Origin of the sequence: Streptomyces sp. NPDC002790, assembly GCF_040295505.1 — a bacterium.
Classification (GTDB): domain Bacteria; phylum Actinomycetota; class Actinomycetes; order Streptomycetales; family Streptomycetaceae; genus Streptomyces.
In genome coordinates, this window is record NZ_JBEOVM010000002.1 from 51,587 (window position 1) to 68,784 (window position 17,198).

Annotated in this window: 18 protein-coding genes; 10 read left to right on the forward strand and 8 right to left on the reverse strand. The window is 71.6% G+C overall.

The window, feature by feature from the left end:
- Nucleotides 1-38: 38 nt before the first annotated feature.
- Nucleotides 39-1,010 carry an aldo/keto reductase gene (locus ABT004_RS01615; protein ID WP_351330731.1) on the reverse strand — a complete coding sequence of 324 codons (972 nt, stop codon included), beginning with the start codon at nucleotides 1,008-1,010 and terminating at the stop codon, nucleotides 39-41.
- 83 nt (nucleotides 1,011-1,093) lie between these two features.
- On the opposite strand from ABT004_RS01615, the gene ABT004_RS01620 reads away from it, so the two are divergent.
- Together ABT004_RS01620 and ABT004_RS01625 are read left to right on the forward strand one after the other, a co-directional pair.
- Entirely contained in the window at nucleotides 1,094-1,783 is a 690-nt protein-coding gene (locus tag ABT004_RS01620; protein WP_351330732.1) for a TetR/AcrR family transcriptional regulator, read from the forward strand.
- 89 nt (nucleotides 1,784-1,872) lie between these two features.
- The gene (locus ABT004_RS01625) at nucleotides 1,873-2,901 is read left to right on the forward strand and encodes a hypothetical protein (protein WP_351330734.1); all 1,029 of its coding nucleotides are present in this window, start codon (nucleotides 1,873-1,875) and stop codon (nucleotides 2,899-2,901) included.
- Nucleotides 2,902-2,918: 17 nt separating this feature from the next.
- Here the strand turns inward: ABT004_RS01625 and ABT004_RS01630 are convergent, their stop codons facing one another.
- Genes ABT004_RS01630 through benA form a run of 5 tightly spaced genes read right to left on the reverse strand, consistent with a single transcriptional unit; the run spans nucleotide 2,919 to nucleotide 9,470 of the window.
- A complete protein-coding gene (locus tag ABT004_RS01630) occupies nucleotides 2,919-5,744 on the reverse strand; it encodes a helix-turn-helix transcriptional regulator (RefSeq protein WP_351330735.1) in 2,826 nt (941 codons plus the stop codon).
- Between the two features lie 28 nt (nucleotides 5,745-5,772).
- Entirely contained in the window at nucleotides 5,773-6,549 is a 777-nt protein-coding gene (gene benD, locus ABT004_RS01635; RefSeq protein ID WP_351330737.1) for a benzoate diol dehydrogenase BenD, read from the reverse strand.
- Complete coding sequence (gene benC, locus ABT004_RS01640; RefSeq protein ID WP_351330738.1) at nucleotides 6,546-7,577, reverse strand: benzoate 1,2-dioxygenase electron transfer component BenC; 1,032 nt, start codon at nucleotides 7,575-7,577, stop codon at nucleotides 6,546-6,548. Before benC ends, benD begins: the two co-directional genes overlap by 4 nt.
- A 34-nt stretch (nucleotides 7,578-7,611) precedes the next feature.
- Nucleotides 7,612-8,118 carry a benzoate 1,2-dioxygenase small subunit gene (benB, locus tag ABT004_RS01645; RefSeq protein ID WP_351330739.1) on the reverse strand — a complete coding sequence of 169 codons (507 nt, stop codon included), beginning with the start codon at nucleotides 8,116-8,118 and terminating at the stop codon, nucleotides 7,612-7,614.
- Nucleotides 8,115-9,470, reverse strand: a complete 1,356-nt coding sequence (benA, locus tag ABT004_RS01650; RefSeq protein WP_351330740.1) for a benzoate 1,2-dioxygenase large subunit — start codon at nucleotides 9,468-9,470, stop codon at nucleotides 8,115-8,117. Before benA ends, benB begins: the two co-directional genes overlap by 4 nt.
- Nucleotides 9,471-9,721: 251 nt before the next feature.
- Here benA and ABT004_RS01655 point away from each other — a divergent pair, with 251 nt between their 5' ends.
- From ABT004_RS01655 to ABT004_RS01685, 7 genes are all read left to right on the forward strand, one after another.
- Nucleotides 9,722-10,630 carry a LysR substrate-binding domain-containing protein gene (locus ABT004_RS01655; RefSeq protein ID WP_351330741.1) on the forward strand — a complete coding sequence of 303 codons (909 nt, stop codon included), beginning with the start codon at nucleotides 9,722-9,724 and terminating at the stop codon, nucleotides 10,628-10,630.
- On the forward strand, nucleotides 10,627-11,730 hold the full coding sequence (locus ABT004_RS01660; protein ID WP_351330743.1) for a mandelate racemase/muconate lactonizing enzyme family protein: 1,104 nt from the start codon (nucleotides 10,627-10,629) through the stop codon (nucleotides 11,728-11,730). Before ABT004_RS01655 ends, ABT004_RS01660 begins: the two co-directional genes overlap by 4 nt.
- Nucleotides 11,731-11,772: 42 nt before the next feature.
- Nucleotides 11,773-12,627, forward strand: coding sequence for a catechol 1,2-dioxygenase (catA, locus tag ABT004_RS01665; RefSeq protein WP_351330744.1), 855 nt, complete (start codon nucleotides 11,773-11,775; stop codon nucleotides 12,625-12,627).
- Nucleotides 12,628-12,651: 24 nt separating this feature from the next.
- A complete protein-coding gene (locus ABT004_RS01670) occupies nucleotides 12,652-12,930 on the forward strand; it encodes a muconolactone Delta-isomerase family protein (protein WP_451187186.1) in 279 nt (92 codons plus the stop codon).
- Entirely contained in the window at nucleotides 12,927-13,736 is an 810-nt protein-coding gene (locus ABT004_RS01675; protein WP_351330748.1) for an alpha/beta fold hydrolase, read from the forward strand. Before ABT004_RS01670 ends, ABT004_RS01675 begins: the two co-directional genes overlap by 4 nt.
- 47 nt (nucleotides 13,737-13,783) lie before the next feature.
- On the forward strand, nucleotides 13,784-14,959 hold the full coding sequence (locus tag ABT004_RS01680; protein WP_351330750.1) for a pyridoxal phosphate-dependent aminotransferase: 1,176 nt from the start codon (nucleotides 13,784-13,786) through the stop codon (nucleotides 14,957-14,959).
- Nucleotides 14,960-15,035: 76 nt separating this feature from the next.
- Complete coding sequence (locus ABT004_RS01685; RefSeq protein ID WP_351330751.1) at nucleotides 15,036-15,557, forward strand: hypothetical protein; 522 nt, start codon at nucleotides 15,036-15,038, stop codon at nucleotides 15,555-15,557.
- Nucleotides 15,558-15,579: 22 nt separating this feature from the next.
- Here the strand turns inward: ABT004_RS01685 and ABT004_RS01690 are convergent, their stop codons facing one another.
- Together ABT004_RS01690 and ABT004_RS01695 are read right to left on the reverse strand one after the other, a co-directional pair.
- Nucleotides 15,580-15,894, reverse strand: a complete 315-nt coding sequence (locus ABT004_RS01690; protein WP_351330753.1) for an EthD family reductase — start codon at nucleotides 15,892-15,894, stop codon at nucleotides 15,580-15,582.
- Nucleotides 15,895-16,039: 145 nt separating this feature from the next.
- Complete coding sequence (locus tag ABT004_RS01695; RefSeq protein WP_351330754.1) at nucleotides 16,040-16,237, reverse strand: antitoxin; 198 nt, start codon at nucleotides 16,235-16,237, stop codon at nucleotides 16,040-16,042.
- 176 nt (nucleotides 16,238-16,413) lie between these two features.
- On the opposite strand from ABT004_RS01695, the gene ABT004_RS01700 reads away from it, so the two are divergent.
- Nucleotides 16,414-17,118 (forward strand): nucleotidyltransferase domain-containing protein, encoded by a 705-nt coding sequence (locus ABT004_RS01700; RefSeq protein ID WP_351330756.1) that lies wholly within the window; start codon nucleotides 16,414-16,416, stop codon nucleotides 17,116-17,118.
- Nucleotides 17,119-17,198: the final 80 nt, after the last annotated feature.

Below are 17,198 nucleotides of genomic sequence, written 5' to 3' on the forward strand. Positions count from 1 at the left end.
ACGGCGGGACGGCACTGAGCCCGCCGCACGTCACACGCTCACTCGTGCCCCTCGATCTCGATGCCTCCCGCGCGCGTCGGTACGGCGTCGAGCTCGGCCAGGGTCGCCGCGTCGAGCGCGAGCGCACCGGCAGCGACGTTCGCCGCGAGGTGGTCGGGGCTGGCGGTACCCGGGATCAGGAGGACGTTCGGGGCGTGGTGCAGCAGCCAGGCGAGGCCGACCTGGGCCGGTGTCGAGCCCAGCGTCTCGGCGGCCGCGGTGACGGCGGGCTCGTCCGTGACCTTGGGCATGCCGGGGAAGGCGCTGCCCAGCGGGAAGTAGGGCACCCAGGCGATGCCCTCGGCGAGGCAGAGTCGCAGCAGCTCCTCGTCGTCGCGGGCCACGAGGCTGTACGCGTTCTGTACGCAGGCGATCCCGGCGGGCAGGCCACGGCGCAGTTCGTCGAGGCCCACATTGCTGAGCCCGATGGCGCCGATCTTGCCCTCGTCGCGCAGGGCGGTCATGACGGCGAGCTGGTCGTCGATGTCGACCACCTGGTCACCCTCGGCCCGCAGCCCGGGGCCCGTCTCGGCGCGGCGCAGGTTGACCAGCGGGACCTGGTCGACGCCGAGGCTCTTGAGGTTGTCCTCGACGCCGGCCCGCAGCTCCTCGGGCCGTTGGGCGAGCCGCAGCGGCAGCGGTCCGCCGGAGTCGGGGGTGGCGCCGACCTTGCTGACGACGAGGACGTCGTCCTCGGGGCGCAGCGCCTCGCGGATGATCTCGTTGGAGAAGCCGTCCCCGTAGAACTGGGCGGTGTCGATGTGGTCGACGCCCAGCTCGACGGCGCGGCGCAGCAGCGCGACGGCCGCGGCGCGGTCCGGGTCCAGGCGGGGCAGCTGCATCGCGCCGAACCCGACACGCGAGACGTCGCGGCCGACGAGCCGTCCGGCGCCACCGGGGCGCGGGGCGCCGTGCGCGGTGACGGCGGATGCGGATGAGGAGGAAGCAGAAGAAGACGCGGAAGAGGTCATGGGAATCCCGCCTCGTGCGAAGATGGATGAAACGGAGGAGCCTCCGTTACACCGAAGGTAGCACAACCGGAGGAGCCTCCGCTTTGCCCGCGTCACCATCCGACCCGCCTGCCGCGTCCCCGTCCGATCCGCCTGCGTCCCCACCTGCCGCGACCTCGTCGCCCAGCGGGGGCAAGGCCGACCGCCCCGCCCGCGCGGACGCGCGCCGCAACCGGGAGAGGCTCCTCGCCGCCGCCCGCACCGCCTTCACCCGGGACGACACGACGGTGGCCCTGGAGGCGATCGCCCGCGAGGCGGGGGTCGGCATCGGCACCCTCTACCGGCACTTCCCGACCCGCGAGGCCCTCGTCGAGGCCGTCTACTCCGCCGAGCTGGACGCCGTGACCTCCGCCGTCGAGCCCCTGCTCGGCGAGCTGCCGCCGCACGAGGCGCTGCGGGCGTGGATGGACCGGTACGCGGAGCTCGTCACGGCCAAGCGCGCGATGGCCGGCAGCCTCACCCTCGCCCCGGCCTCCGGGCGCGGCGTCACCGCGAACACCCGGGAGCGTCTGACCGCTTCGGTCGCCGCGCTCCTCGACGCGGGGTCGCGCACGGGCACGTTGCGCGGCGACGTGCCCGCCGACGACGTGATCACCATGCTGCTCGGCGTGTTCCTGTCCACGACGGCAGGCGACCGCGCGGACCGCGTCCGCCCGCTGCTCGACCTCGTGGTGGACGCGCTGCGCCCGCGCGAGGAGACGGAGCAGCCCCACACCCCGGAGCCGCGTGGCTGATCAGCACCGCCCCGTCCCCCGCACACGTTTCGCCCCGCACACCTCGGCAAGGCACCCCAAGAATGGTGATCACTGCGTGGGGAGGCCAGATGCGGACAGTCGGTCACGGCACCGGCCGCGACGACAGCACGGACCCCGGGGCGGGCGGTTCGCGGCGGCGGGCACTGCTCGCCGCGGGGCTCACGTCAGCGGGCGCGCTCATCGGCGGCTGCGGCAGGTCGGGGACCGACGACCGGCCCTCCGGCACCGAGAAGGCCGCACGCGGCCCCTCGGAGTCCTCGCGCTCCCCCTCACCCTCGCCGCGCCCCACCCGCCACCGCCCCGAACTGCCGCGCGGCGGGCGCCGGTTGTTCCCCAGGCACCGGCTGGTCGGCTACTGCGGGCTGCCGGGCGCGAGCGCGCTCGGCCGGCTCGGCACCGGTGACCTCGACGACCGTGTCACCGAGCTCGAACGGCGCGGGCGCGCCTACGCCGATGGCCGCCGTGTGCTGCCCGTCCTGGAGCTGCTGGCCACCGTCGCCAACCCCGGCGCGGGCCCCGACGGCACGTACCGCACGCGTACACCCGACGCGACGATCCGCACCTTCCACGAGGCCGCGCGCCGACACAAGGCGCTGCTGCTGCTCAACATCCAGCCCGGCCGCGCGGACGTCCTCGGCGAGGTCAAGGCCCTGGAGAAGTGGCTCGTCCAGCCGGACGTGGGCATCGCCCTCGACCCCGAGTGGGAGATGGATCCCGGCCAGATACCCGGCGACACGTACGGACACACCAGCGGCCCCGAACTCACCCGGGTCGCCGCCCATCTCGCCTCACTCGTGGACCGCCACGACCTGCCGGAGAAGGCCCTCGTCTACCACCAGGTCGCCGAATCGGTCGTCCACGACGAGCAGGCGCTCGACGTTCCCCAGGGCGTCGCCGTGATCAAGTCCGCCGACGGCATAGGCAGCCCGCAGCTCAAACGGCACACCTGGGACCGCCTGGTCGACCCGATACCCGACCGGCTCCACACCGGGTTCAAGCTGTTCTTCGAGGAGGACACCGAGGGCGGCACCCGCCTGATGACCCCCGACCAGGTCCTCGGCCTGCGCCCGCGCCCGTCGTACGTGATGTACGAGTGAGACCGGAGCGCGGGGCTCTAGGCCTGATCACCGCTCTCGTCCGACTCCCGGAAACGCGCGGCCAGTTCACTTCGTGAGCGGATGCCGAGCTTTGAGTAGACGTGCGTCAGGTGGTACTGGACCGTCTTGACGGAGATGAACAGTTCCAGAGCCGCCTGCTGGTTGGTGGCTCCGGCGGCGACCACCTTCGCCACCGCCCGCTCTTGCGGCGTGAGCCGTGCCAGGCCCGCGGCGGACTGCCCGGATTGCAGGCCCCCTGCCTGGAGTTCGCGGTCGCACCGTTCGACGTAGGTGCGGGCGCCCAGCGTGGCGTAGGCGTCCCGCGCGTTCCTCAGGACGGTGTCGGCCTCGCGCCGCTTGCCGACCCGGCGCAGGGTCTGGCCGTACGCGAAGTTCACGCGGGCCCGGTCGTACGGCAGCGGCAGCCCGTCGAGCTGCGCCAGGGCCCGATCGAACTGGCCCCGTGCCGCGTCGATGTCGCCGCTCGCGGCGGTCAGCCGGCCCCGCACGAGGCCGAGCCGTGCCTGCGCCGAGCGCTGTCGGCGGGCATCGGCGCACTGTTCGTGCGGGCGCAGGAAGCGGTCGGCCTCGTCGATGCGGCCCGTCATGACCAGGGCGTTGGCGTAGACGTCGGGCCAGGGCCAGAAGCCGGGTTCGTCGACGGAACCCCGCGGGTCGAGGTGCACCACCGGTGTCAGCGCCTCGACGACGCGCTCGTACTCGCCGCGCGCCTCCGCGACCTGGGCGCGTGCCAGGCACGACGGCACCAGCATGCAGGCGTACGGGTGGACGTCGGCCAGGGCCAGGCCGAGATGGTGGTCGGCGGCTGCCGCGTCGCCGCGCAGGGCGTGGATCTGTGCGGCGGTCCAGTGCACCAGCGGGCGCACGAGTTCGATACGGACGACGCCGAGCCGGTCCGCCGCGCGCTGCACCGTCTCCAGCGCCTCCGACCAGGCGCCGAGGGCGAACTGGGTGCGGGCCAGCCAGCCCTGCGCCCACAGGGAGATACGGGTCGAGCCCATCCGGTACCCGGTGGGGACGGCGGCCTCGAGCCTGCGGCGGGCGGACTCGGGGGCGTCGGTGGCGAAGTCGACCCAGCCGAGGCCCAGTTGGAAGCGCTGCGGCTGGGCGCCCGCCGGGTGTCCTGCGGCGGCCTCCTCGTAGGCGGCCGCGGCTTCCTCGTGCCGTCCCGTCATCGCGAGCCCGAGGCCGAGCACCGCTTCGGATTCGATGCCGGAGGGGTCCTGCGCCTGCGCCAGGCCGACGGCGCGCCGGGCCCAGGTGACCAGTTCCTCCCCGTCCCAGCGGGCGAGGGCGTGCAGCACGCGCCGCTGGCTGATCTTCGCCATCAGTTCCGGTCTGCGCGCGGCGTCGCAGTGTGCCTCGGCCGTATTCAGGAGGGACTCGGCCTCGGCGGGGCGGCCGCGCATGATGGCGAGGTAGGCGAGCACGGTGTCCCGCAGGGCGCTTGCCGGGAAGCTCTCCAACTCGGCGGCGAACATGGCGGCTTGGGGGATGTCGCCCGCCCCGATCATGGCGTCGACGGCGCGCAGCAGCCGGTCCTCGCGGATCGCGCGTCCGGTGCTCAGCCGTCCTGCCCGTACGAGGGTGTCGGCCACGGCGGACCACTCCCCGGCGCTGGCCCGCCGGGTCGCGTACCGGTCGAGTTCACCTGCGAGCGCCTCGTCGGGGGCCGCGAGGGCGGACACCCGGTGCAGCAGGGCGCGCCCTGTGTCCTGGACGAGGTCGGCGGCCCGCCGGTGCAGGGCGGCCCGGTCCGTCAGGCCGATTCCGGTGAGGACCGCGGCGCGTACGAGGGGGTGGGAGAAGGCGAGTTGGGCGCGCCCGGGGTCGACGGCCGCGGTGAGGAGTCCGGCGGCGCGGGCCTCGTCGACGGCGGGCAGCGGGTCGCCGGTCAGTCCCGCGAGCGCCGACGCCTCGCTCAGGGACGCCTCGTCGCCGAGCACCGCGCAGGCTTCGACGAGGCCGCGGGCGGCCGGGCCGCACCGGTCGAGCCGGTGGCGTACGGCATCGGCGCTGCGGGCGGGCGCGGGGAGTTCGGGGCGCCAGTCGCTCCAGGTGTCGCGGGGCAGTTCGGCGAGGAGCCGGGACATGTGGCGGGGGTTTCCGCGCGTGCGCTCGCACAGGTGCCGGGCCGCGGGAAGTTCCAGGGCCACACCGTGCCCCTCGCGTGCGAGGGCGCGGGCGTCATGGGCGTCGAGCGGGCCGAGAGACAGGGCGGCTCCCTCGCAACCGTCGAGGAACTCGCGGGTGCGCAGCAGGGCGGCGGGCGGCGCCTGCGTCGGCCCGCCGAGTTCGTCGGGCCGGTCGCGCGCGACGAGCACGACGAGGAGGCGCTCGTCGGACATCCCGCGCAGCGCCGAACCGACCGCCCGCAGACTCTCCACGTCGGCCCAGTGCGCATCGTCGACGACCACGACGACGGGGTCGCGCTCCTGCCGGGCCGCCCACTGCCGCCGCAGCAGGCCCGCCACTTCCAGAACGGCCGCCGAGCCCCGCGGGTCCGACTGCACGGCCGCCGAGCCCCACGAGCCCGGCAGAGCAGCCCCAAGCCCCACCGCGAGCTGGCGGGCGAGGCCGAACGGCAGCTCGCACTCCCATGGGACGCCAGAGACGGACACCGTCCGGACGCGGGCATCCCCGTCGGCGCGGAAGGCGTCCAGGCCGTGCTGGACCAGGGCGGTCTTGCCGATGCCCGCGGGTCCCTCGACGAGCAGCAGGCCGGGACGCCCGGAGCACGCCGCGGTGAGCGCCCGGGTCAGTGCCGCGGACTCGCGGGTGCGCCCGACGAGGCCGCCGTGCGGTTCCGGGCGCCCGTTCATGGTCCAAAACGCTAGCAGGGGGCTCTGATCAGCCAAGATCTCCGCCTGCGACCGGCAGGACACTGCCAGTGATATACGAGGCCTCGTCGGAGGCCAGGAAGCAGATGGCGGCGGCCTGTTCGTCGAGGGTCCCGTACCGCTTGAGGAGGCTGGAGGCGACGGTCTGGTCGATGTGCGCCCGGAACCAGGCCCTTTCCCGCTCGGTGTCGTGCGCCGGTGTGCCGCGCGGGACACGGCGGGGCGGTGCGTCGGTGCCGCCCGGCGCGGTGGCCACGACACGGATCCCCGCCTCCGCGTACTCGAGGGCCAGCGACGCGGTGAGGGCGTTGATGCCGCCCTTGGCCGCGGAGTACGGGATGCGGTGGATCCCGCGGGTGGCCGCCGACGACACGTTGACGATCACGCCGTGGCCCTGCGCCGTCATGCCGGGAAGGGCGGCGCGACAGGACCACAGGGCCGTCATCAGGGAGCGGGTGATCTCCGCCTGGATCTCGATGGCGGTGAACTCGGTGAACGGTTTGAAGTTGATCGCGCCGCCGACGTTGTTGACCAACACATCGACGCCGAAGAGGAGTTGGGCGGCCTCCGTCAGGGCGCTGTGGGCGCCGCCGTAGGTCTCGAGGTCGGCGAGGACGGCGCGCGCCCCGAGTTCGTGCGCGGCCTCGCGGACGGTGTCGGCGCGGTCGACGAGGACGACGTCCGCCCCCTCGGCGACGAGCCGACGCGCCACGGCGAGCCCGATCCCCTGGCCCGCACCGGTGACCACGGCCCGCTTCCCGGCGAACCGGTCGACGTGCACACTCACGCGGCGACCTCCTCGGTGGCACGGGCGGCCGGGGTGAACTTCTCGTAGTGGAAGCTCGCCGGTGTCACCCCGAGCGCGGCGATGTGTCCGCGGACGGCCTCGACCATGGCGGGCGGGCCGCACAGATAGACGTCGGCAGCTCCGTCGTGGAGGGTCGCCGCGTCCATCAGGCCGGTCACGAAGCCCTTGTTGTGGGCGGTGGAGCCGGCGTCGGCGACGCAGTGGTCGAAGGTGAGGCCGGGGATGACCCCGGCGTAATCCTCCAGGGAGTCCAGGTGGACCAGGTCCTCGTCGGTGGTGACACCGTAGAGCAGGTGCACGGGCTGTTCCGCCGGTTGCTGGGCGATGCGCTCCAGCATCGACAGGAGAGGCGCGAGGCCGGTGCCGCCGGCGAGCAGCAGGGCGGGGCGGACCGTCTCGCGCAGGTAGAAGCTGCCCATGGGGCCGGTGAATTCGAGGCGGTCGCCGACCCGGGCGCGCCCGCCGAGGTATCCGGACATGGCGCCGCCGTCGACGACGCGTACCAGGAAGGAGAGTTGGCGCTGGTTGGGTCCTGAGCTGAAGGAGTACGAGCGGGTCTGGTCGGTGCCGGGCACCGTTATGTTGACGTACTGGCCGGGCAGGAAATCGAGGGCGTCGCGGTCGTCGACGTCGAGGGTGAACTCGACGGTCGTGGCGGAGTGGCGCTTGAGGTCGGCGAGGGTGGCGGTGTGGGTGGCAGGTCCGGTCTTGGCGGCTGCCGACGTGGCCGGGACGCTCAGCACGAGGTCGCTCCGCGGGGTCATCTGGCAGGGCAGGCAGTAGCCGGCCGCGGCCTCGTCGTCGGTGAGGGCCTCGTCTATGTAGTCGCCGCTGTCATAACCACCCGACTCACAGCGGGACTTGCATGTTCCGCAGGCGCCGTCGCGGCAGTCGAGCGGGATGTTGATGCGGGCCTTGTAGGAGGCCTCGGCAACGGTCTCGTCGGGGCGGCACTCGATGAATCGGGTGATGCCGTCCTCGAAGTTCAGGGCGACCTGGAAGGACATACGGCGGCTCATTTCAACGGCGGGCGGGGGCGGTTCAGACGTGGTAGATGTCGACGACGTGGTGCACGAAGTCGTTCTTCAGGACGACCTTCTTGCGGGCGATGAGCGGCTCGGGCCCGGAGAAGTCGAGGGTGTAGTACGACGTGCCGAAGTAGGTGTCCGTCGTCTGATAGCGGTAGTAGAGCGTGAACCAGTTGAACCGCACGTGCACCAGGTCGCCCTCGCGGCCGGTGACCTCGACGTTGCTGATGTTGTGGCCGGTACGGGGTTCGGGCAGGCTCGTCGCGCTGGAGCGGTCGGTGCGGATGCGGAAGACGCGGTCCTCGAGGCCGGCCCGGCTCGGGTAGTAGACCAGCGAGATCTCGGTCTGCGGGTCGCGGGTGAGCGCGTCGTCGTCCGCCCAGGCGGGCATCCAGAACTCGGCGTCGGCGCGGTAGCACGCGAGCCACTTCTCGAACTCGCGGTCGTCGAGGTACCGGGCCTCGCGGTACAGGAACTGCCGGATGTCCTCCAGCGTCAACGATGCGGCTGCGATGGTCACTTGGCCGCCTCTTCCACGTCGAGCGCCTGGTTCAGGGTGTCGAGCCAATAGCGGTGCTGGATGGGGAACAGGCCCTCGTCCTCGGTGCGCACACCACTGGCGATCGGGTTAATGCCGATCTTCTTGGCGTCCTCGTCGGGGCCCTCGATCTGGTGCACGGCGCCGCGGCTGAGGTCGTTCCACGGCATGGATCCGGCGAGGTACGTCTTCTGGCAGGAGCGGAACTCCTCCAGGTCGTCGGGGGTCGCCATGCCGGTGGCGTTGAAGAAGTCCTCGTACTGGCGGATGCGCTGCGCCCGCTGCTCGGCCGGCTCCCCCTTGGGGGCGACGCAGTAGATGGTGACTTCCGTCTTGTCGACGGAGATCGGCCTGAAGTGCCGGATCTGGGAGCTGAACTGGTCCATCAGGTACACGTTCGGATACAGGCACAGATTGCGGGAGACACCGATCATCCAGTCGGCCCGCTCGGCGCCCACCTGCGCGGCGAGTTCCTCGCGCCGCTCGTACAGCGGCCGGTTCGCCGGGTCGAGCCACTGCGTCCACAGCAGCAGATGACCGTGCTCGAAGGAGTAGAAGCCGCCACGCTGCTTGGCCCAGCCGCCCGCGTCCATCGTCCTGGTGTCGTTCTCCGACTCGCCGGAGGTGCGGCGGGCCTGGGTGGCGGCGTAGTTCCAGTGGGTGGCGGAGACGTGGTACCCGTCGGCGCCGTTCTCCGCCTGCAGCTTCCAGTTTCCGTCGTAGGCGTACGTGGAGGAGCCGCGCAGCACCTCAAGGCCCTCGGGTGACTGGTCGACGACCATGTCGATGACGACGGCGGCGTCCCCGAGGTGTTCGGCCAGCGGCTTGACGTCCGCGTCGAGGCTGCCGAAGAGGAACCCGCGGTAGTTCTCGAAGCGGGCGACCTTCTTCAGGTCGTGCGAGCCGTCCTTGTTGAACTGCTCCGGATACCCGGCCTCGCGCGGGTCCTTCACCTTGAGCAGCTTGCCGGTGTTGTTGTACGTCCAGCCGTGGAACGGGCAGGTGAAGGTGGTCCGGTTGTCGGTCTTGCGCCGGCACAGCATCGCGCCACGGTGGCTGCACGCGTTGATCAGGCAGTGCAACTCGCCTTGTTTGTCACGGGAGATGACGACGGGTTGGCGGCCGATGTACGTGGTGAAATAGTCGCCTATCTCCGGAATCTGGCTCTCATGGGCCAGATAGACCCAGTTCCCCTCGAAGATGTGCTTCATCTCAAGGTCGAACAGTTCCTCGTCGGTGAAGACGCTGCGCCTGATCCGGTGGACCCCGCGGGCGGGGTCCACCCCCAGGGCGTCCGCGAGGATGCCCCGTGCGCGACTGGTGCCCTCCGCCATGTTCCCGTCCCTTCGCCTCGGCCGGGCCTGCCTGGTGGCGGCCGGTGGCGGCCGTGTTGCGGCTGCTTTTCAGCACGATGGCAGTCGGGTGAAGAGTCGGCCCCGGACATTCCCCCAGGGTTGACCCAGGGGGGTATTGATATCGCGAACATCTCAATAGCCTGCAACAAGATATTTGTGGGGTATGGGGTCAGCTCCCTACGCTGAAGCGCAACGAGGGCCCCACCGAACAGCAACAAAGGGGCAGTCGGATGGAATTGAGGCACCTGCGCTACTTCGCGGCTGTCGCCGAGACACGTCACTTCGGCAAGGCCGCGCAGGCGCTGCACATGGCTCAGCCGCCGCTCTCCCAGGCGATCCGTCGCCTGGAGACGGAGCTGGGTGTGGAGCTGTTCACCCGCACCACCCGGCAGGTGTCCCTGACGGGCGCGGGCGAGGTGTTCCGCACCGATGTGGAGCGCATCCTCACGTCCGTCGACGAGGCGGTGGCCCGCGTGGGGCGGTTCGCCACCGGCGTCGAGGGCGTACTCCGGGTCGGCCTGACCGGATCCGCCTCGTACCGCCAACTGCCCACGCTGGCCCGGCTGGTGAAACACGAGATGCCGCACGTACGGATGGAGGTGCACACGGAGATGCTGACACCCGCCCAGGAGCTCGGCCTCATCGAGCGGCGCCTCGACGTCGGCGTACTGCGCCCGCCGATCCGGCAGGAGGGCATCGCGCACCGGCTGATCGCCGACGAGCCGCTCATCGCGGCCGTCCCTGAGGGCCATTGGCTCGCCGACGCCCAGGCCATCCGCGTCGAGCAGCTGCGCCACGAGGACTTCGTCATGTACGGCGCGACGCTCGGCTCCGTCGTCAACGACGCCGTCGTCCGCTCCTGTCTGGCCTCTGGCTTCTATCCGCACCGCGCGTACGAGGTCACCGAGACCTCGGCCGCGCTCGCCCTGGTCGCCGCGGGACTCGGTGTGGCGGTACTGCCCGCCTCGATCCGCTCAGCGCCCCGCGAGGGCGTGGTGTGCCGGGACATCGAGGACGCGCTGACCGTGCCACTGGCGCTGGCCTGGCGCCACGACGACGACTCGCCGCTGATCCGGCAGCTGCTGGACGTACTGGAGCGGCACGACCTGTTTGTGAGAGAGATCGAGGGAATGCCATGAAGATCGTCAAGGTGGAGGCCATTCCCTTTGCCATTCCCTACGTCAAGCCGCTGCGGTTCGCGAGCGGCGAGGTGCACACCGCGGACCACGTCCTGGTCCGCGTGCACACCGATGAGGGCCTGGTGGGAACGGCCGAGGCGCCGCCCCGCCCCTATACGTACGGCGAGACGCAGGAGTCCGTCGTCGCGGTGATCGAGAAGATTTTCGCGCCGCAGATTCTCGGACTCACCGTCCTGGAGCGGGAGGTCGTGCACGCCCGCCTCGACCGGACCGTGGGCAACCCGGCCGCCAAGGCCGCCGTCGACATGGCCCTGTGGGACCTGCTCGGCCAGTGCGCGGGACTGCCGGTGTCCGGGCTGCTCGGCGGCTACGGCGACCGGATGCGCGTCAGCCACATGGTCGGCTTCGCCCCGGCCGACGCGATGGTCGCCGAGGCGGAGCGGGTCCGGGACACGTACGGCATCACCACTTTCAAGGTGAAGGTGGGCCGCAACCCGTACGGCGAGGACGTCGCCGCCTGCCGGGCGCTGCGGACGGCCCTCGGCCCGGACGTGGAGCTCTATGTGGACGGCAACCGCGGCTGGTCGGCGTCCGACGCGGCCCGCGCCCTGCGCGAGATGGCCGACCTGGATCTGACGTTCGCGGAGGAACTCTGCCCCGCCGACGATGTGTTGGGGCGCAGGTGGCTCGTCGCGCAGAGCCGGATCCCCTTCATCGCCGACGAGAGCGCGACCCGGGCCGCCGAGGTCACCCGCGAGCTGCTCGGCGGCTCGGCGACGGCCATCAGCATCAAGACCGCCCGCACCGGCTTCACCGCCTCGCAGCGGGTGCTGCACCAGTGCGAGGGCCTCGGCGTCGAGGTGGTGATGGGCAATCAGATCGACGGGCAGATCGGCACGTTGTGCTCGGTCGCGTTCGGCGCCGCCCACCGCACCTCCTCGCTGCACGCGGGCGAGCTCTCCAACTTCCTCGACATGTCCGACGACTTGCTCACCGAGCCGCTCACGATCGCGGACGGCACGCTGCGCGTCCGCGAGGGCGCGGGTCTCGGGATCGCCATCGACCCCGAGAAGCTGGCCCGCTACCGCCTGGACGTCTGACACACCCGACGCACTTCCACCTCATCAAGGACGGGACACACCATGACGGACACCGCCACCGAGCAGGCCACGGCCTCCGCATCAGGGAACGCGGCCACCGAGCAGTTCCGCAGCAAGCAGCGCGCCGGGGCGCCGGTCGCCGACACCGGTCGCGTGAACACGCTCGTCTCCGAACTCCTGGGCGCCACCCACGACATCATCCGCCGCCACAAGGTGACCTACGCCGAGTACGACGCGCTGAAGTCGTGGCTGATCCAGGTCGGCGAGGACGGCGAGTGGCCACTGTTCCTCGACGTGTGGGTCGAGCACGTCGTCGAGGAGGTCGCGAACGAGGAGCGGGAGGGCACCAAGGGCACCATCGAGGGCCCCTACTACGTTCCCGACGCGCCGGAGCTGCCCGCCGAGGCCACCCTGCCGATGCGCGAGGACGAGGGCGGAACGCCCCTGCTGTTCCAGGGCCAGGTCCGCACCGTGGACGGCACGCCGCTGGCGGGCGCCACCGTCGAGATGTGGCACGCCGACGACGACGGCTTCTACTCCCAGTTCGCTCCCGGCCTGCCGGAGTGGAACCTGCGCGGCACGGTCGTCGCGGACGACCAGGGCAACTTCAAGATCCACACGGTGCAGCCGGCCCCGTACCAGATCCCGACGGACGGCTCCTGCGGCAAGCTCATCTCCGCCGCGGGCTGGCACGCCTGGCGGCCGGCCCACCTCCACCTCAAGGTGTCGGCCCCCGGCCACCACCTCATCACCACCCAGCTGTACTTCGACGGCGGCGAGCACGTGTCCGACGACATCGCCTCCGCCGTCAAGCCCGAGCTGATCCTCGATCCGACGCCGGTCGCCGCGGGCGACGGGCGCGAGGTGACGTACGACTTCGTTCTCGACAAGGCGTGATGCACTGTGTTGTTCGCTGTACGTATGGATGTCGACATCCCGCGCGACCTCGCGCCGGAGGAGCGCGCCGACCTGGTGGCCCGGGAGAAGGCCTACTGCCAGGAGCTGCAGAAGTCCGGTGAGTGGGTGCACATCTGGCGGTGTGTCGGCCAGTACTCCAACCTCAGTGTCTTCGACGTCGCCGACAACGAGGCGCTGCACGGCATCCTGTGGGGCCTGCCGCTGTTCCCCTTCATGTCCATCGAGGTGACACCGCTCGCCCAGCATCCGTCGGACCTCGCCGCCGGGACCCCGGGGCGATGACGACAAGCACCGCCGCGTTGCCGCACCACGAGGTGAGCGGCCCGGCCGACGGGCCGCCGCTCATCCTCGGCCCGTCCCTGGGTACGTCCACGGCGGTCTGGTCCGACCAAGTCCCGGTCCTGGCACGGGACTTCCGCACGATCTCCTACGACCTGCCGGGGCACGGCGGCTCCCCCACCGGCATCCTTCCGGAGGCGAGGGACGGCGTGGGGGCGCACGGCACAACGGTCGCCGACCTGGCCGCTCTCGTCCTCTCCCTTGCGGACCACTTCGGCCTGGACCGGTTCCACTACGCGGGCATCTCGCTGGGCGGAGCCGTCGGGGCCCACCTCGCCGCGCACCACCCGGACCGCGTCGCGTCCCTGGCCCTGGTCTGCTCCTCGGCACACTTCGGGCCGCCGGGGCCCTGGCACGAGCGGGCCCGCCTCGTCCGCGACCAGGGCACGGCTCCGCTCCTTGCGAGCTCTCCGGGCCGCTGGTTCGGCGACGAGGCCTTCGCCGCCACCGACACCGGCCGCCACCTGCTCGACACCCTCGCGGCGACGGACCCGGAGGGTTACGCGGCCTGCTGCGACGCCCTGGCCACCTACGACCTGCGGCACCGCCTCGCGGACATCACCGCGCCGACCCTGGTCGTGGGCGGGTCCCAGGACGTGGCGACACCACTCCCCCACGCCCGCGAGCTCGCGGCCGGGATCCCCCGGGCCCGACTTGAGGTGCTGGAGTGCGGCCATCTGGCCGCGGAGGCGGGCGCGCCGCTGCTGGAGGCGGTGAGGGGGCACCTGGTGAGCGCACTCGACCGCTGAAATATGATCACGCCATGCCCCGCCGCGATCGAGACGGAGGTCGAGGCATGAAGATCTCGCAGCGAGCGCAGAACGTCGCCCCGTTCTACGCGATGGAGTTCAGCAAGCAGGCGGCGGCGCTGGAGGCCGAGGGCCACCACGTCGTCAAACTCAGCATCGGAGAACCGGACTTCGGGGCGCCTCCCGCGGTGCGGGAGGCGATGCGCGAGGCCATGGACGGACGGCCGCTGTCCTACACGGCGGCGCTTGGCCTGCCCGCGCTCAGGGAGGCCATCGCCCGCTTCTACCGCGAACGCCACCACGTCGAGGTCGACCCGTCCCGCGTCGTCGTGACCGCCGGTGCCTCCGCCGCGCTGGTGCTGGCCACCGCGGCCCTCGTCGACACCGGCGACGAGGTGCTCATCGGGGACCCCTCGTACCCGTGCAACCGGCAGATCGTCGAGAGCTTCGGCGCGCACGTCACCCTCGTACCCACCACCGCGGACACCCGCTTCCAGCTGGACGCGGCATCGGTGCGGGAGCACTGGACGGACCGGACGTCGGGCGTCATGGTCGCCACGCCGTCGAACCCGACCGGGACCTCAGTGCCGATCGACGAGTTGGACGCGATCTGCCGATTCGCACGCGAGCGCGACGCGTGGCGGCTCGTCGACGAGATCTACCTCGACCTCAGCGACCACGACGAGCACGGTCGGCCGCCGCGCAGCGCGCTGTCGGTCGACCCCGACGCCATCGTCATCAACAGCTTCTCGAAGTACTTCGGCATGACCGGCTGGCGGCTCGGCTGGTGCATCGCGCCGAAAACGCTGGTCCCCGCGATGGAGCGGCTCGCCCAGAACTACTTCCTGTGCGCCTCGGCCCCCGCCCAGCAGGCCGCTCTGGAGTGCTTCACCCAGGCGTCCCTCGCGGTCTGCGAGGAGCGCCGCGCCGAGTTCGCCGAGCGGCGCGCGCTCGTCCTCGACGGCCTGCACCGGATCGGCCTGCCCGTCCCCGTCCCGCCCGACGGCGCCTTCTACGTCTACTTCGACGTCGGCGGCACCGGTCTCACCTCCTGGCAGTTCTGCGAACGGGCCCTGCGGGAGGCGCACGTGGCCCTCACCCCGGGCCGCGACTTCGGAACGCACACGGCGGACACGCACGTACGGCTGTCGTACGCGGCGTCGGCGGATGAGCTCCGCGAGGGCATCGAGCGGTTGGGCAAGTTCGTCGACACGCTGCGGTGATCGGGCATTGCCGCAGCGTCCGCGCCCGCGCCCGGTAAACAAATGTTCCCCCGCAATACCCTTATAGGGTTCGATCATGAGCGAAAGCACATCTCCGGAGGCCGCCGGGTACGACCGTGCGGCAGTGCGCGGTGAGCGCCTGAAGGAGCGCATCTACGCTTCTTTGACCCTGCTCGCCGTACTGGTGGGCCTCGCGCAGGGCGGGCACAGCACCCACACGGGGGCGACGGTGGCGGTGGCGGCCACCGCGCTCGGCCTGTGGCTGGCGACCCTGGTCGCGGACATGCAGGCCCACCCGGTCGTGCACGGCAGCCGCCCCACCCTGCACGAGATCCGGCACGAGCTGTTCACCAGCAGCCCCCTGCTGACCAGTGCCATCGGGCCGCTGCTGCTGATCGGCACATCCGCCCTGGGAGCCGTGGGCCTCACGACCGCGCTGTGGATCGCCGCCGGCAGTGAGGTCGCCACGCTGGCCCTGTGGGGGTTCGTCGGTGGGCGCCGGGCCGGAGCCGGGGCCCTGCACGCCACGGTGACCTCGGCGCTCAACGCCGCGATCGGCCTGGGCGTGGTCTCCGTCAAACTGCTCGCCGGTCACTGACCTTCGCGCCCAGGCGGCCCGCTCAGAGCGGATACGTGACGACCTCCGAGAAGCTCATGCTGAGCGCGCCCGGTGCGACGAAGTTGGCGATGTCCTCGGCGCCCGCCTGGCCGGCCGGTGTGGCGAGCGCGGCGAGCGCCTCCTCCTTGGAGTCCCAGTCGAGCGCGGCCACCAGGAAGTGCGGCGGCCGCGAGCCGTCGGGCATCTCGGCCACGCTCCACTGGAAGGACCGCAGCCCCAGCATCTGCGAAGCCATCGGGGCGTGCACCTCCCGGTAGTGCTTCAGGAACTTCTCCGGGTCGGCGGGGTGATCGTAGATGACGGTCATCCGGTACATCGGTCGGCCTCCTCGTGGCACGGTCCGCTCAGGTCGAGGGCCGTGTCGCCCGGCCCTCCCGCACCACTGTCACCTTCCCCGGCCGCGCCAGACCAGTCCGGCTGATCCTTGCCTCCCACTTCTGCCGGCTTCTGCCTGGTTCTGCCTACTTCTGCGAACCGTCCTGACCCTTGTCCTGGTCCATTCCGAGATGCTTCCTGGCCTGCTCCTGGGCGGAGTCGACCTGGGAGCTGTACTTGCCCTGGGTCTTCTTGTCCACGGCATCACCCGCCATGTCGATCCCCTTGCCGGCCTGGGTCTCGTGCCCCTTGAGCATCTGCTTGATCTTGTCCAGAGCGGACATGGCAACCTCCTCGTGGGCCTCTACTGCCATGTCCAGGATCGCCCCTGAGGCCGCTGCGCGCATGCGCGCGCACCAGCGGGGCGGGCCGGCTCCTACGACTCGGGAGCGGCCCCGAAGAAGCGCGGGACACTCAAAACCAAGTGCCCGGGACCCGTCGGCGGCGGCACACTGCCGCCATGGATCATGTGAGGACCGCCGAGCGACTGGTACGCGACCGCTTTCCCGACGCCCGCGCCGCCTTCCTGGCGGGCAGCGTCCTGACCGCACGTCGCACGCCGCGCTCCGACTTGGACATCGTGGTCCTACTGTCCGGCCCGCCCGCGCCCTACCGCGAGAGTCTCTTGCGCGACGGGTGGCCGGTGGAACTGTTCGTGCAGACCGAGGCCGACTGGCACCGCTTCGTCGAGCGCGAGACCGCGGAGCGTCGCTCCCCGCTCCTGGCCATGTGCGCGGAGGGGCTGCTGTTGTCCGACGCGGACGGGATCGGCGCGGCGCTGCAGGCGGAGGCCCGGCGGCGGTGGGCGGCCGGTCCCCCGCCGGTCTCAGAGAGTGAACTGGAAGACAGGCGCTACGCCCTGACCGACACCCTCGACGACCTCGAAGGCTGCGCCGATCCCTTGGAACGCACCTACCTCGTCGCGCACCTGTTGGGTCGCGCCTCGGAGCTCGCGCTGCTCGCGGGCGGACACTGGCTCGGCAGCGGCAAGTGGCTGTCGCGACGGCTCGCGGACGCGGACGCGGGACTGCACAAGCGGCTGACGGCCGGCGCGGCGGCGGCCGTGTCCGGCGCCGACGACGGCGTGGAGCGCTTCGCCGATGGGGTGCGCGCGGTCCTGGAGGCGGCGGGAGGAACGTACTGGGCGGGGTACCGCCGCGGCTGAGTTTCCCCGGCCCTCACCACCATCGCCATATCGGTCATACTCGATGAAACGCTCACAACGTCGCAGATCGAGGAGTCCGT